Source organism: Paenibacillus thiaminolyticus, from assembly GCF_003591545.1.
Lineage (GTDB): Bacteria > Bacillota > Bacilli > Paenibacillales > Paenibacillaceae > Paenibacillus_B > Paenibacillus_B thiaminolyticus_A.
This window is the reverse complement of the sequence record NZ_QYZD01000026.1, coordinates 1-14,587: the sequence shown is the minus strand read 5'-3', so window position 1 is coordinate 14,587 and position 14,587 is coordinate 1. Positions and strand designations below refer to the sequence as shown.

Genomic DNA, 14,587 nt, shown 5'->3' with positions numbered 1-14,587 from the left:
AATAGCTGATGTTGCATCAATTTTCGCGTACAGAATTAGCCATCGGCCCGGAAGGGCTGGACAAGCTGAAGAACAGCACCGTCGCCGTGCTCGGCATCGGCGGCGTCGGCGGCATCGCTGCGGAAGCGCTCGCGCGCACCGGCATCGGGCGCATCATTATGATCGACAAGGATGTCGTCGACATCACGAATGTGAACCGTCAGATTCACGCCTTGACGACGACAGTCGGACAGAAGAAGGCGGAGCTGATGCAGGAGCGGATTAAGCTCATCAATCCGGAGTGCGACGCCATCGCCTTGAATATGTTCTATACGGAAGAGACGTATGAGGAGCTCTTCGCCTACGATCTCGATTATGTCGTGGACGCTTCGGACACGATCTCTTATAAGATTCACCTCATTAAGGAATGCTTGCGCCGCAACATACCGATTATTTCGAGCATGGGAGCGGCCAATAAAATGGACCCGACGCGCTTCCAGGTGGCGGACATCTCGAAGACGTCAGTCGATCCGATCGCGCGGGTCATCCGGCAGAAGCTGCGCAAGGACGGCATCAAAAAAGGAGTCAAGGTCGTCTTCTCGACCGAGGAGCCGTTGAAGCCGCGCGTTGACGTGACCGAGAAGATCGTTCCGGAGACGGCGCCGGATATCCGCAAGGCGAAGCAGCCGCCGGCCAGCAACTCCTTCGTGCCGCCGGTGGCGGGGCTGATCATGGTCAGCGTCGTCGTCCGCGATCTGCTTACTACGATAGAATCACGGTGATGAACATGGATTTATTCTCCTATCAGGAAGAGCGGGATCCGGGCATGCGTCTGCTTGCCGATCGGATGCGCCCGCGCAATCTTGACGAATATATCGGCCAAGAGCATATCATCGGGCCGGGCCGTCTGTTGCGGCGGGCTATCGAAGGGGATCGCATTTCTTCGATTTTGCTGTACGGCCCGCCGGGCTGCGGCAAGACGACGCTGGCCAATATTATTTCGGAGCGGACGCAGGGAGAGTTCGTCCGTCTCAATGCGGTCGATGCCTCGGTCAAAGACGTGCGCGCGGTCATCGAGCAGGCGGAGAACAACCGCAATCTGTACAATACGAAGACGATTCTGTTCCTGGACGAGGTGCACCGCTTCAACCGGTCGCAGCAGGACGCGCTGCTGCCTGCCGTCGAGAAGGGAACAATCATCTTCGTCGGCGCTACGACGGAAAATCCGTTCCACCACGTCAACGGAGCATTGATGAGCCGCTCGACGCTATTCCAGCTCAAGCCGCTGACGAAAGAGCATTCGCTGATCGCGATGCGGCGGGCGCTGGCCGACGCGGAACAGGGGCTCGGCTTCATGAAGGTGGAGGCGGAGCCGGGAACGCTGGAGCATATCGCCGCGATGGCGAATGGCGACATTCGCCGGGCGCTCAACGCGCTGGAGCTAGCGGTCATGACGACCTCGCCCGAGGCGGACGGAACGGTCCGCATCACGATGGAGGTCGCGGAGGAGTCGGTGCGCAGGCCGCTCGTGCAGGCGGATGAATCGGTGCAATACGATGTGCTGTCCGCCTTCCACAAGAGCATCCGCGGCTCCAGCGATGCGGCGCTGTACTGGTTCCTCTATGCAGTGGAGAAGCTGGGCATGGACCCGATGACCTTCATCCGCCGCCTGACGATCGCGTGCAGCGAGGATATTGGCCTGGCCAATCCGCAGGCGATGGTTCAGGCGGTTAGCGCGCTGGAGGCGTACCACCGCATCGGATGGCCGGAATCGAAATATATTGTCGCCCAGGCGATTCTGTTCGCCGTAGAGAGCCCGAAGTCGAATTCGATTCCGGCAGCCATCGCTCGCGTCATGGCCGCATTCGACGATTATCCGTCGGCCCCTGTGCCGCTCCATCTGCGCGATGCGCATTATAAGGGGGCCGAGAAGCTGGGGCATAAGGGCTACAAATATCCGCATGATTATCCTGGACATTATATCGATCAGCAATATTTGCCGGATTCGATTCGCAACCGGGTCTTCTTCATGGCGAGCGAGCAAGGGACCGAGGCGAAGATGCGCCACAATCAGGAACGGAGACGCCAACCGAAGCCGGATAACGGGGACCAAGGGTAGCGACCGAACGGCTCCCATGGTGGAATACATCTAATCATCATGAAGCGGCGCTCAACAGGCAGCACCGGAGGGAGAGGGAAGCGATGATGGCGAAGCATACAGATAGAACGGGTGCCGCAGCGAGGCGTAGAGCAACGGGAGCCGCCGTCGCGGCAGGGGGCAGCGCAGGAGCCTGTCTCCGCTATAGCATCGGCCTGCTGCTCCCCTTCCATCCGGCGGCAGGCTTCCCATGGGCGACCTTGGCCGTCAATCTGGCCGGCTGTCTCTTTCTCGGATGGTTCTTCACCTGGCTGCCGGAGCGTCCCGGTCTGTCTCCGCTATGGAAGCCGCTGCTCGGAACCGGGCTTACGGGGGCGACCACGACGTTCTCGACCTTCGCGGTCGAAGTGCTGGAGCTGTTCGCAGCCCAGCGATATGCCGCGGCGGCTATCTATCTGACGGCGAGCATCGGCTTCGGACTGGGGCTGGCCTGGCTCGGAATGCGCTGGGCGGCACGGTCCAAGCCGGCACGCGTATGCGAGGAGGGGCGGCGATGAATATGCTGTGGGTAGCGATAGGCGGGGCGCTTGGCGCCTGGAGCCGCTATGAATTGGGCGCTTATATTACGAAGCGGGCAGGCAGCCGCTTCCCGTGGGGGACGCTGCTTGTCAATTGGAGCGGCTGCTTCCTGCTGGGCCTGTTGGCCGGGATGCGACAGGTGCTGCCCGCTCCGCTGTACGTCTTCGCCGCCGTCGGATGGTGCGGCGCCTTTACGACATTTTCGACATTCAGCTTCGAAGCATTGACGCTATGGAAGGATAAGCAGCGCGCCCGCTGCGCGCTGTATCTGTTCCTGACGGCAGCCGTTGGGCTCGCCGCTGCGGCGGGAGGACAATGGCTGGCCGGTCTGCCAGGGTAGCGCAGACCGCAAGATCAAGCGCAGTATCGAACGCAATGAAATGAAAATGGAGGGGTCGACATGTTCCAAGCGAGGCGTTTCTCAATGGGACGGAATAAGATTCAGATGCTTATCGGTGCGGTTATAGTAACGGTATCGGTGCTCGGAGCAGTCGGATGCAGCGCCGGCGAGGCCGGCCATGCCGGGACGGGCAAGCCGGAGGCGGCCGAGCGGCTGATGCCGAATGGGGATCTGCGGCAAACGACCGCGTCCGCGGACCAGCTTCCGCCTTTTATGGACGATAAGAGCGAGGAGATGCAGTTGATATACAAGCTGGCGGCCGCCAGCCATGAGCTGCTGACCTCGATGCCGTGCTATTGCGGCTGCGGAGAATCGGCAGGACATCAGAGCAATCTGAACTGCTTCGTCGCGGAGATCGAAGAAGACGGCGCCATCGTAAGGGACGATCACGGCACCCGCTGCGGCGTATGCCTTAATATCGCGGTAGAGGCTTCCAAGCTGAAGCGCGAAGGGATGAGCGACATCGATATCCGCAACGCCATCGACGAGAAGTATAAAGAAGGATATGCGGAGCCTACGCCTACCCCGATACCATCCGTATAAGCGGGCTGCACCGATTCGCGTGCCGTCATTTTCCTTGAAACGCCATGTTTAAATTAAACCGCTTTGTCATATCCTACAGGCAACAGCTTGCCAACATATGAGGATATGTTCATCCCCGTCCGGAGACGGTATACAAGGGGATGGACCTAAGGACAAAGGAGAGACAATGATGGAATATTTCCTGGGAAAAGATCTGGATCCTGAAGTGCTCGAACATGTATCGCAAACCTTCAAAGCGCTGGGAGATCCGACGCGGATACGGATATTGTCCATGCTTGCCAAGGAAGAATGCGCAGTGAACCAGCTTGCGGAGACGCTGCAGCTGTCCCAGTCGGCGGTATCCCACCAATTGAAGACGCTGCGGGCCTACCGGTTTGTCCGTTACCGGCGGGAAGGACAAAATATTTTATACATTTGCGACGATGACTATATTATCGGATTGTTGAATGAAGCGGTCCGGTATGCTTCCAAATTATAAAAAAGCCCCGTTTCCGAGCAAAACGGGTGATAGGACGCCGTAAGGGCGGAATATACTTAATGTCAACCGGGCGCACGGCAAGGGGATGCCATTTCATCGGTTTTTCGTGCCGTGCCGCCATTTGACGGTGAAGTACTTTCTTATATAATGTTCTTAATGCAATTATTTTTAGATGATGGGGAGGTGTACCTGTCTATTCCGATGACGGGGAGACAGGGAAAGTTTGGGTGATCCGTTACCGATAGGCTTAGGCATTTTTTTGGTTCCATTTCTTGTATTTCTGAACGGTTTTTTTGTCGCTGCTGAATTCGCAATGGTGAAGGTGCGCGGCAGCCGGATTGATACGCTGGTGCAGGAAGGCAATACGAAGGCGCGGTTCGCGCGGCATGCGACCGAGCATCTGGACGCGTATTTATCCGCTTGCCAGTTGGGCATTACACTGGCTTCTCTCGGCCTGGGCTGGATCGGGGAGAAGACGGTGGCGCAGCTGCTCAGAGAGCCGCTGGCGGCCCTTGGCCTCGGCGAGGTCGTATTGCGCAGCGTATCGACCGTAATTGCGTTCATCATCATTACGGTGCTTCATATCGTGCTGGGCGAACTCGCGCCGAAATCTTTGGCCATTCGCAAAGCCGAGGCGATTACGTTGTTGACGGCGGCACCGCTCCGTTACTTTTACAAGATTATGTATCCGTTCATCTGGCTCTTGAACGGAACCGCGAACCTGCTGCTGAAGTTATTCGGTATTCAACCTGCTTCCGAGCATGAGTCAGCTCATACGGAAGAAGAAATACGCATTTTGATGAAAGAAAGCTACAAGAGCGGTCTGATTGACAATACCGAGCTTGCCTTGGTCGATAACATTTTTGACTTCACAGAGACGCATGCGCGCGATATTATGATCCCGCGCACGGATATGGTCTGCCTCTATGCGCAGAATTCATTCGAGGAGAACAAAGAGAAAGCAATCACGGAAATGCATACACGCTATCCGGTGTGCGACGAGGACAAGGACAATATTATCGGCTTTGTCCATATTAAGGATTTGGTGAAGGCGCCGCCGGGGATTGAAGATATACGCGAAGTAATGAGACCGATGATGAGCGTGCCGGAATTGATCTCCATCAGCGCGCTGATGAAGATGATGCAGAAGAACAAGGTGCAGATTGCCTTGCTCATCGATGAGTTCGGCGGAACGGCAGGTCTGGTTACATTGGAAGATATTATGGAGGAGATCGTCGGCGAAATTCAGGATGAATTCGACGAGGAACGGCCGCAGATCGAGAAGCGGGACGAGTCGAATTATTCGATTGACGGCCGCTTGCTGATTGAGGAAGTGAATTCCTATTTCGGCACCGATATCGTATCGGACGATTATGATACCATCGGTGGCTGGATCTACGCCCAGGTGGAAGTGCCGCCGCGGGTAGGCCAGACCATCGCGGTCGAATCTCACTTCGAGTTCATCGTGGAGGAGACCGATCATCTTCGCATCGCGCGGCTGCATGTCCGCAAGCTTGATGCGCCGGCCCGCGACGAAGTCGATTCTTCGGCCTCTACAACCGTATAGAACACACGAATCCCCCCTTGCTGCCAGAGCGAGGGGGGATTTGTTGTATTCCGGGCTTGTGGACGGAGCCCGGATTGCGATTAGTACTTCAGCTTATGGACGGCGTCGATTGTTCCTCCGCCCAAGCAGACCTCGCCTTCATAGAACACGACGGCTTGTCCCGGCGTAACCGCCTTCTGATGCGCGCCGAACGTCACTTCATAGGTCCCGTCGCCGCTTCGCTCGACCGTAACCTCCTGATCCGGCTGCCGGTAACGGAACTTCGCCGTGCAATGCAGCTTGTCCGGCGCCTCGCCTGCGATCCAGCTCACACCGGTCGCCCGAAGCCCGGTAGAATACAGGCTTGGATGATCGCCCTGGACGACATATAAAATATTGCGGGCGACATCCTTCTCCGCCACGAACCAAGGCTCGCCCGTGCCTGAACCGCCGATGCCGAGGCCTTGGCGCTGTCCGAGCGTATAGTACATCAAGCCGTCATGACGGCCTTTGAGTTCCCCGCTGCGGATATCGATCATGTCCCCAGGCTGGGCCGGCAAGTACTGGCTCAAAAACTCCTTGAAATTGCGTTCGCCGATGAAGCAGACGCCGGTGCTGTCCTTTTTCTTCGCGGTCGCGAGTCCGGCTTCTTCCGCAATCCGGCGCACTTCCGGCTTCGGCAGATGGCCGATCGGGAACATGGCGCGCGCGAGCTGATCCTGATTCAAGGCATTCAGGAAATAGGTCTGATCTTTGTTGCGGTCGATGCCCCGAAGGAGCTTGGCTTGACCGTTCTCCCGCACGACGCGGGCATAATGGCCCGTGGCCACGTAATCGGCGCCGAGATCGAGCGCTTTTTGCAGGAATTCCCCGAACTTAATCTCCCGGTTGCACATGACGTCCGGGTTCGGTGTCCGTCCGCGCCGGTACTCCTCCAGGAAGTAGGCGAAGACTTTGTCGTAATATTGGCGCTCGAAGTTGACCGTATAATAAGGGATGCCGATCTGCTCGCAGACCCGGCGCACGTCTTCGGCGTCGTCCTCTGCGGTGCAATGTCCGAATTCGTCGGTATCATCCCAGTTTTTCATAAAAATGCCGATTACATCGTATCCTTGCTGCTTGAGCAGCAAGGCCGTTACGGAGGAATCGACGCCCCCCGACATGCCGACGACGACACGGGTATGGGCATTCGCAGTTGTCATGATATCACCGTCTTTGCTGCGGGCCGGCGGGGCCAGGCGCTGGAGGGCGCTGCCCGGCGGGAACCGCGAGTTATAGTATCACTCTATTGTAACATATCCGGCTGAAATAGATGAGGAAAATAAGGACCGACAAAGTAGACCCCTGTTGTTTTTAGTATGGGCTGCTTTGCTGCGAAACTTTCGTGCCGGTGCCGATCCGCTTCTATAGAAACATCCTTTTTTTAACATTCAATACAGCCTGGCTTCGGTTTTTTTACCGGAATGGCGCGGTTGGTTGAAATTGATGTCATCTTTCCGCATTTGCCGGGGAAGGAATCAAAAGATTACCACATTGAATTGATAAAGATATTGCTACTACAATGAACTTAAAGCAAGGAAGCTTGCCCGCCCCGAAATTTCAAAAAGACAAGCAGTGAGAAGAACAGCATTCAGTGAAAAGGACGGAGATGGCCGATGCTTAGAACGCGTGCGTATTTGCTGCTTCAAAAATTGCAGGAGAGCCAAGATCCATTGACGGTTTCTTTTTTGGCCCGGTCGTTTGAGGTGAACGAGCGAACGATTCGCAACGATCTTCAAGGATTGGATGAATGGTGCAAGGAACAGGGACTGCGCCTTTGCCGCAAACCGAATGTGGGCGTTTGGCTTGAAACAGTTGGAAGCGGATTCATTCGCAAGCCGCCCCTTTCTCCGTCCGCTTTTCGCCAACAAATCGCTTATAGGCCGGACGACCGGCAAAAGTTGATGGCGCTTGAATTGCTGTTTCGCGATGAAGCCGTGCTGGTCAAAGAATTCGAATTCAAGCTGGGGATTAGTAAATCAACTGCTTTGCGCGACCTGGGCGCCTTGGAGCGAACGTGGAGGAATTCGTCCCTTCGGCTTGTAAAGCGGCCGAATTTCGGGGTTTTCGTATCGGGAGAGGAGCGTGCGATTCGGAATGCGATGTTCCAATTACTGACCGATGAGGAACTGATGAAAATTCCGGCCGCACAACAGTACCGCGACGATATTTATCGCTGTCTGGCGGCGGGCGGGCAAGAAGCTGGCGGAACGGGAACGGAACGAGAACGAACCGTTGACGTATTGCTGGGCTTGCGTAAGGACTTGGAGCGGCAGGGCGTGCGGCTGACCGATGAAGCTTTGGCCGCCTATGCGCTGCATATGGCGATCGCAGCGTACCGGATCCCGCTTGGAGGGCGGATCGCCTTCAGTTCTGGCCAGAAGGAGCGGATTCGCCACCAGAATCTTCATCCTTGGCTGGCCCCGTTGCTGGCGAATATACAGCCGCCGCATACTCCGCCCTGGCCGGAGGAAGAAGTGCTCAATATGGCCGTCCATTTGGCGGCGTCCAACGTGCTCGAATTGCTGGAGGAGCAATTGCAGTCGTTTTCGGAAGGGGAAAATTCCTTGCTGGCGGCGGTGCAGAACATGGTCGAAATTGCGGAACGTTTTCTCGGCTTGACCTTCGAAGGGGACCGCGAGCTGTATCGGGGGCTGGCCAACCATCTGGGGCCGATGGTTCAACGTCTTCGTTACGGGATTGGGAAGCTGGCCGTTTCCTCGGCGGCAATGGATGTGAAGCATGCTTATCCGTGGATTTTCTATGCTGCGTGGGCCGGGGTGAAAGCGGTCGAAGAACTTTTTGACATCTCCGTACCCGATCCCGAAGTGGCTCATCTTTCACTTTATATCGGGGCGGCAGTCGAGCGGAAAAAAGGCAGGGCTTCGGTCGACCGCACACAGGCTGTTATCATTTGCGGCACCGGACTGGGCACTTCGCAAATGTTGGAAGTCCGTTTGATGCAGGAGTTTCCCGAGATTCATGTCCGGGCGACCTGCTCCGTGTTTGCCGTTACGGAATGGCTCGACGGGAAAACCGATTTGTTTCTGACGACGGTGCCGTTTCAGTTGGAGGGGGTGGAGGTTATAGAGTGCAGCCCCTTCCTCGACTCCAAAGACGTCTTGGCCCTTCGCGCCTGGCGGGCGGACGGAACCTCGCCCTTCGCCGACGCGAAGGAACGGCTGACGGAGGGAGTGGTCGCAGCGGCGGCCCGCTTGGGAATGCATCATCCGCAATTTGCAAAGGAGGTGAGCCAAACTATCGCATCCTATTTCGCGCACAGCGAGAAAGCGATGACTCATTTTTGGAAAAGGAGCGATCAAGGAAAAATGCTGTCCGATTTATTAACGGAGCAAACCGTTGTATGCCGTTCCGAGTGTATGTCGTGGGAAGATGCGGTGAAGACGGCGGGAGCTCTGATGGAGAGAACCGGAGCCGTTGAAGCGGGATATACGGAAGCGATGATGAACGGGTTGCGCAAACACGGGCCTTATATGGTCGTGGCGCCGGGAGTGGCGCTTTTGCATGCAAGGCCGCAAGACGGAGTCAACGAAGTCGGCATGAGCTTGCAGATTGTTCGCGACGGGGTGGCCTTCGGGCATGCGAGCCGCGATCCGGTCCGGTTGGTTTTCGCTTTTGGAACGACGGACCCGCAATCGCATTTGCAGGCTTTGTCCCATCTGATGTCGCTGTTTAATGACGATCAGCGGTTAGACGCTTTAATGCGGGCGATGTCGGTCGAGGAAGCTCTCAATTTACTCCATGGCTGACGCTCGGTTGCAAAGACTCTTACTTATTTTTCATTAACGCATGATGAAATTAACGTATGGTGAAGGGAGACAGGATGAGTATGTTGGCAGAAGCTTATATCAATCAAATTATGGAAATGATGCAGACAGCGAAGAATACCCAGCTGGAAGCCGTTCGGCAAGGGGCCAAACTGGTGGCGGATGCGGTGGAGCGAGACGGCGTTCTCCACGTTTTCGGATGCGGACACTCGCAAATGTACGCGGAAGAAGTATTTTACCGCGCAGGAGGATTGGTGCCGGTAAACGCCATACTCGAACCGGCATTGTCACTGCGGCCAGAGGCGCCGAAGAGCACCTGGTTCGAACGGATCGAAGGGTACGCCCGGATCGTGCTGGAGCATGAGCGCATTTCTCCGGGGGATGTGATGCTGATCGCTTCCACTTCCGGACGCAACGCCGTACCGTTGGAAATGGCGATCACCGCCAAGGAGCGCGGCATGCATGTGATCGCTTTGACCTCTCTGCAGTTTACCAATGATGTGACATCCCGGCATCCGTCCGGCAAAAAATTGATCGATTTGGCCGATGTCGTGCTCGACAATTGCGGGGTCAGCGGGGACGCGATCATGGAACGGGAGGGATTGCCGGCCAAGTTCGGCCCGACTTCATCGGTTCTAGGCTTCACTTTATTGCAATCGCTGATCGTCCAGACCGTTGAAGAACTGTGCGACCGCGGCGTGCAGCCGCCTATCTGGGTCAGTTCCAATCTGGATAAAGGCGATGCGATCAATGCCGAATATATTCGCCGTTACAAAGACCGTATTAAATGTCTGTAATCCGATAAGTTTAAAGCAAATATTCGCAGGTTTCGTTCCTATAGAAGTAAAAAAATGTAAATCACTTAAAAAGGAGCGTGGAAGACGATGAAAATTATAACCGTATGCGGAATGGGGTTCGGCACCAGCTTAATGGTCAAGATGACGATTGACGATATCCTGAAGGAGCTTGGCAAGCAAGCCGATACCCAGGCGATGGATATGGGATCGATTAAAGGTCTCGATGCCGATTTATTCGTGACCTCCAAGGAGATGGAAAACAGTTTTCCCGAGGTCGGGGCGCCGGTTATTTTTCTCGAAAATATGACAAATAAAGCTGAAATTAGGGAGAAAGTGACGGCTTTCCTGAATCGATAACCAGCAAAGGGGTGCAGTCATGCTTGATTTCCTTATTGAATTAATAACGACGCCTGCAGTGATGCTTGGATTAGTCGCTTTGATCGGCCTTCTGATCCAGCGCAAAAATACTGCAGACGTCACGAAAGGAACCCTGAAGACGATACTTGGCGTGTTGATATTATCGGCAGGGTCAGGCGTTATCGTTCAATATTTGGAACCGTTTGCCACGATATTCACCCAAGGATTTCAATTGACGGGCGTCGTTCCGTTCGACGAAGCCGTCATCGGAGCGCTGTCCGAAAAGGTGCCTGAAATCGCCCGCAACGGTTCGCTGATTTTGGCATTTGGCTTTGTTATCAATATTATACTTGCTCGCTTTTCGCCTTTCAAATATATCTTTCTCACTGGACATATGCTGTGGATTATGTCGGGCGCGTTGGCCTGGGCCTTCTACGATCTGGGTTATGCGACGATGCAAGCAGTGGTATGGGGCTCGATGGTACAGGGCTTGGTATGTGTGCTCTTTCCGGCGTTGGCCCAACCGATTATGCGCAAATTAACCGGCTCCGGCGATATCGGTTACGGACATTTTACGACGGCCGGTGTCGTATTGTCCGCAGGCATTGGCAAGCTCGTCGGCAACCCGCAGAAAAGCTCGGAAGATATGAAGATACCGAAAAGTCTGGAATTTTTCAAGGATACGGCGGTTTCGATTTCCGCTGTCATGCTTCTTATCTACCTGGTATCCGTGTTCGTAGCGGGTCCCGAATTTGTAAAGACGGTTAGCAACGGCCAAAACTGGATTGTGTTTGCGATGGTGCAAGGTTTGGGCTTTACCGCAGGCGTGCTCATTTTGCTGCAAGGGGTACGGATGTTCTTGGGCGAGATCGTGCCCGCGTTCCGCGGCGTTGCGCAGAAGCTCGTTCCCGGAGCGACACCGGCTTTGGACTGTCCGGTCGTATTCGCCTTTGCGCCAAATGCGCTCATCATCGGCTTTTTGAGCAGTATCGCCGGCATGGTGCTCGGGATGCTCGTCTCCCGTTCGTTCGGTACGATTGTGCCGCTGCCATCCATTATCGGCGGATTTTTTACGGGAGGAGTTGCCGGTATTTTCGGCAATACGCTGGGAGGAAGACGGGGGGCGATCTTTTCCGGATTTATATATGGACTTATTTTAACCGTTCCGGTGGCCTTGTTTTTTCCGATGTATGGTTTGGAAACGTATGGTGTGACGGGGATTGCTCTCCTCTTGTCCGACGCGCTAATCGTGTTGTCGGGGGTGAAGCTGCTTCATTCGCTTCATTTGCTGCCGTTTGTCGTGCCGGCTTTGATCGTTCTGTTGGTGGCGTGGGGCTGGATTCGCAGCAGCCGGAACAAGAGCGGGAATATTACCCCTTGACGGGACTATAAATTATAGTTAAGCAGTAGATCATGAGAAATAAAGGTGGGGAGAAAACATGGTGGAGAAACGAACTACGATCCGCAACGTCAACGGCTTGCACATGCGGCCGGCAACGGAACTCGTCGATTGCGCCTCCGCTTTTGCCAGCAAGATTACACTAGTTAAAAAAGACCTTTCGGTCGATGCGAAAAGTATGGTCGGCGTAATGTCGCTGGCGATCGCGTGCGGTGAGGAAATCGTGCTTGCGGCAGAGGGCCCGGATGAGGAGGAGGCGCTAGTCGCTTTGGAAAGGGTCCTTGAGGAAATGAGGGAGGACGAATGAATACGATTCGGGGTATCGCAGCGGCAGAAGGTATCGCCATTGGCACGGCCTGGGTTCTTCCACATATTGATGCAGAGGATGGGCAGGGGGAAGGCGCGGAAGCGGCAGCGGAACCGGAACGGCAAAAGTTGAAATTGCAGCAAACGCTGGAACGGGTCCGACAAGACCTGGAAAAGGTTTATGAACAGGCTCAAGCGAAACATGGCGATGGAACGGCAAAAATCGTTAAAGGCCAAATCCTGATGACGAAGGATCGCTCCTGGATCGAAGGCATGGCGCGCCTGATCGAAGAAGAGCGCGTTTCTGCGGAATTTGCGGTGAAGACGAAAGTGGACGAATTGATTCGTATGTTCGAAAGCATGGACAATGCGTATATGCGGGAGAGGGCCAGCGATGTGCGGGATCTCGGCAATCGGCTGCTGATGCGGTTTAAGGGTGCCGCCTACGGGGGCGGGGAACCGTTCGGCGGGCCCGTCGTATGGGTAGCTAACGATTTGCCGCCTTCGCTCACCGTCGCATTAGATCCGGACACGGTTCAGGCCTGGATCACGGAGACGGGCGGACGAACGTCCCACTCATCCATCCTCGCCCGCTCGTTGGGCATTCCGGCGGTCGTCGGCGCCGGCGATTTGCGGGAACGGATTCGAACGGGACAGACGCTTATTGTGGACGGCGGCAGCGGTGTCGTCCTGGTTGATCCGTCCCCGGCGCTGCTGCGCGAGTATGAAGAGAAACGGCGCAAGCTGGCGGAGAGCCGCAGCCGATTGGCCCGTTGGAAGGACGAGCCGACGGCCACGGCGGACGGAAAGCGAATCGCGCTGCAGGCCAATATTGGACATGCGGACGAAGCATCGGAAGCGTCGCGTCAAGGGGCCGAAGGGATTGGCCTGTTCCGCTCCGAGTTTCTATTCATGCATCGCGACGATTTCCCAGCGGAGGACGAACAACTGGCCGCTTATCGAAAAAGTGTGGAGTCGATGGACGGAAAGCCGGTGACGATCCGTACTCTCGATATTGGCGGCGATAAGGAACTGCCTTATCTGCAAGTTCCCAAGGAGCTGAATCCGTTTCTGGGCTACCGTGCCATTCGACTTTGCCTGGATCGGCCCCGCTTGTTCCTTACGCAACTGCGCGCTATTTTACGCGCCAGCCATTACGGACAGGTGCGGCTCATGCTGCCGATGATCTGCGCGGCCGAAGAAATTCGGGAGGCGCACCGCTTGTTGCAACAAGCGAGAGAGGAGCTGGAGCGAGAAGGTATTGCCTATGATCCGTATATGAAGGTCGGCATCATGGTGGAAACGCCGGCTGCCGCCTTGCTGATGGATCAATTCGGAGGGATGGTCGACTTTGTCAGTATCGGGACGAACGATCTGGTTCAATATACAATGGCTTGCGACCGGATGAACGAAGCGGTGGCTCGTCTATATCAACCTTATCATCCGGCGGTTCTCCGGCAAATTCGCTATATTGCGGAGCAGGCGCACCGTCACGGCATAACTGTATCCCTATGCGGCGAATGGGGCAGCGAAGCGTCCGCCCTGCCACTTCTGATCGGTTTGGGATTGGATGCGATAAGCATGTCGGCGTCATCCATCCTGGGCATCCGAGAGAGGGCGGCCTCGCTGGACAGCGAGTACTGCGCCCAATTGGCCGCAGCGGCTTTGCAGTGCGCCAGTCAGGAGGAAGTTCTGTCGTTACTCAATCCATCGAAAATCCAATCATAGATGTGTAAAATGCGAGAAGTATGCGGCGAAACGCACCCCCTCCCGAACGAGTTTTGGGAGGGGGGCGTATTATTAGGTCAATCAGAGATTTCTGGTGGGCCTATTTTTTGGTCGTATTACGATGGCGAGCGTCGGGAGAACGTAGGGGGGATAGAGGGAAGGACGACGAGCGAGACCGTGATCGGGCTGCAACTGCTAATGATCAACCTCGAGAAGAGACTTGGGGTTCTCTTTTTGCCGATTCCGATCCCCCGAATTCGTTCCTGCACTTCATATCTGAACAGAAGGTGGTCACTTGATGTCAAGAATGATCAAGTCGATTCCTTATTCCTCCCTTTTTCAGGAAGAATAGAGAAATGAACCGAGGTCATCATTTCATCAATCGTATGAACAGCAGCAAAATCGAGTAAGATTCGAAACATGAAGACATACTGCTTCCGGGTCATATCTCATTTCTCGCTCCACCTTCGTACAGCTGCGTTAACATCACATGGCCTTGTTGATTACCGACATTATTCCCCCATGATCGTAAAGTTGTTAATGGCTCCAT

14 protein-coding genes are annotated in these 14,587 nt (G+C 55.4%); 13 read left to right on the top strand and 1 reads right to left on the bottom strand.

Annotated features, from left to right (window positions below; translation table 11 throughout):
• Nucleotides 1-8 precede the first annotated feature (8 nt).
• From DQX05_RS22125 to DQX05_RS22095, 7 genes are all read left to right on the top strand, one after another.
• Nucleotides 9-761 (top strand): tRNA threonylcarbamoyladenosine dehydratase, encoded by a 753-nt coding sequence (locus DQX05_RS22125; RefSeq protein ID WP_119795633.1) that lies wholly within the window; start codon nucleotides 9-11, stop codon nucleotides 759-761.
• A 5-nt stretch (nucleotides 762-766) separates the two neighbouring features.
• Nucleotides 767-2,098 carry a replication-associated recombination protein A gene (locus DQX05_RS22120; protein WP_119795683.1) on the top strand — a complete coding sequence of 444 codons (1,332 nt, stop codon included), beginning with the start codon at nucleotides 767-769 and terminating at the stop codon, nucleotides 2,096-2,098.
• 83 nt (nucleotides 2,099-2,181) lie between these two features.
• Nucleotides 2,182-2,634: a fluoride efflux transporter CrcB gene (gene crcB / locus DQX05_RS22115; RefSeq protein ID WP_259392175.1), complete on the top strand. Its 453-nt coding sequence runs from the start codon at nucleotides 2,182-2,184 to the stop codon at nucleotides 2,632-2,634.
• Complete coding sequence (gene crcB / locus DQX05_RS22110; protein WP_119795632.1) at nucleotides 2,631-2,996, top strand: fluoride efflux transporter CrcB; 366 nt, start codon at nucleotides 2,631-2,633, stop codon at nucleotides 2,994-2,996. Before crcB (DQX05_RS22115) ends, crcB (DQX05_RS22110) begins: the two co-directional genes overlap by 4 nt.
• A gap of 84 nt (nucleotides 2,997-3,080) precedes the next feature.
• Nucleotides 3,081-3,599: a PCYCGC domain-containing protein gene (locus DQX05_RS22105; RefSeq protein ID WP_259392174.1), complete on the top strand. Its 519-nt coding sequence runs from the start codon at nucleotides 3,081-3,083 to the stop codon at nucleotides 3,597-3,599.
• 169 nt (nucleotides 3,600-3,768) lie between these two features.
• Complete coding sequence (locus tag DQX05_RS22100; protein WP_006679667.1) at nucleotides 3,769-4,077, top strand: ArsR/SmtB family transcription factor; 309 nt, start codon at nucleotides 3,769-3,771, stop codon at nucleotides 4,075-4,077.
• Between the two features lie 223 nt (nucleotides 4,078-4,300).
• A complete protein-coding gene (locus DQX05_RS22095) occupies nucleotides 4,301-5,644 on the top strand; it encodes a hemolysin family protein (protein ID WP_119795630.1) in 1,344 nt (447 codons plus the stop codon).
• Nucleotides 5,645-5,724: 80 nt separating this feature from the next.
• Here the strand turns inward: DQX05_RS22095 and mnmA are convergent, their stop codons facing one another.
• Nucleotides 5,725-6,825 (bottom strand): tRNA 2-thiouridine(34) synthase MnmA, encoded by a 1,101-nt coding sequence (gene mnmA / locus DQX05_RS22090; protein ID WP_119795629.1) that lies wholly within the window; start codon nucleotides 6,823-6,825, stop codon nucleotides 5,725-5,727.
• A 453-nt stretch (nucleotides 6,826-7,278) separates the two neighbouring features.
• On the opposite strand from mnmA, the gene DQX05_RS22085 reads away from it, so the two are divergent.
• From DQX05_RS22085 to ptsP, 6 genes are all read left to right on the top strand, one after another.
• Complete coding sequence (locus DQX05_RS22085; RefSeq protein ID WP_119795628.1) at nucleotides 7,279-9,432, top strand: BglG family transcription antiterminator; 2,154 nt, start codon at nucleotides 7,279-7,281, stop codon at nucleotides 9,430-9,432.
• 74 nt (nucleotides 9,433-9,506) lie between these two features.
• Complete coding sequence (locus DQX05_RS22080) at nucleotides 9,507-10,247, top strand: sugar isomerase domain-containing protein (protein ID WP_220483237.1); 741 nt, start codon at nucleotides 9,507-9,509, stop codon at nucleotides 10,245-10,247.
• A gap of 87 nt (nucleotides 10,248-10,334) precedes the next feature.
• Nucleotides 10,335-10,604 carry a PTS sugar transporter subunit IIB gene (locus tag DQX05_RS22075; RefSeq protein ID WP_119795626.1) on the top strand — a complete coding sequence of 90 codons (270 nt, stop codon included), beginning with the start codon at nucleotides 10,335-10,337 and terminating at the stop codon, nucleotides 10,602-10,604.
• A gap of 19 nt (nucleotides 10,605-10,623) precedes the next feature.
• Nucleotides 10,624-11,985: a PTS ascorbate transporter subunit IIC gene (locus DQX05_RS22070; protein WP_119795625.1), complete on the top strand. Its 1,362-nt coding sequence runs from the start codon at nucleotides 10,624-10,626 to the stop codon at nucleotides 11,983-11,985.
• Nucleotides 11,986-12,043: 58 nt separating this feature from the next.
• The gene (locus tag DQX05_RS22065; RefSeq protein ID WP_119795624.1) at nucleotides 12,044-12,310 is read left to right on the top strand and encodes an HPr family phosphocarrier protein; all 267 of its coding nucleotides are present in this window, start codon (nucleotides 12,044-12,046) and stop codon (nucleotides 12,308-12,310) included.
• Nucleotides 12,307-14,037 carry a phosphoenolpyruvate--protein phosphotransferase gene (ptsP, locus tag DQX05_RS22060; RefSeq protein ID WP_119795623.1) on the top strand — a complete coding sequence of 577 codons (1,731 nt, stop codon included), beginning with the start codon at nucleotides 12,307-12,309 and terminating at the stop codon, nucleotides 14,035-14,037. Before DQX05_RS22065 ends, ptsP begins: the two co-directional genes overlap by 4 nt.
• Nucleotides 14,038-14,587: the final 550 nt, after the last annotated feature.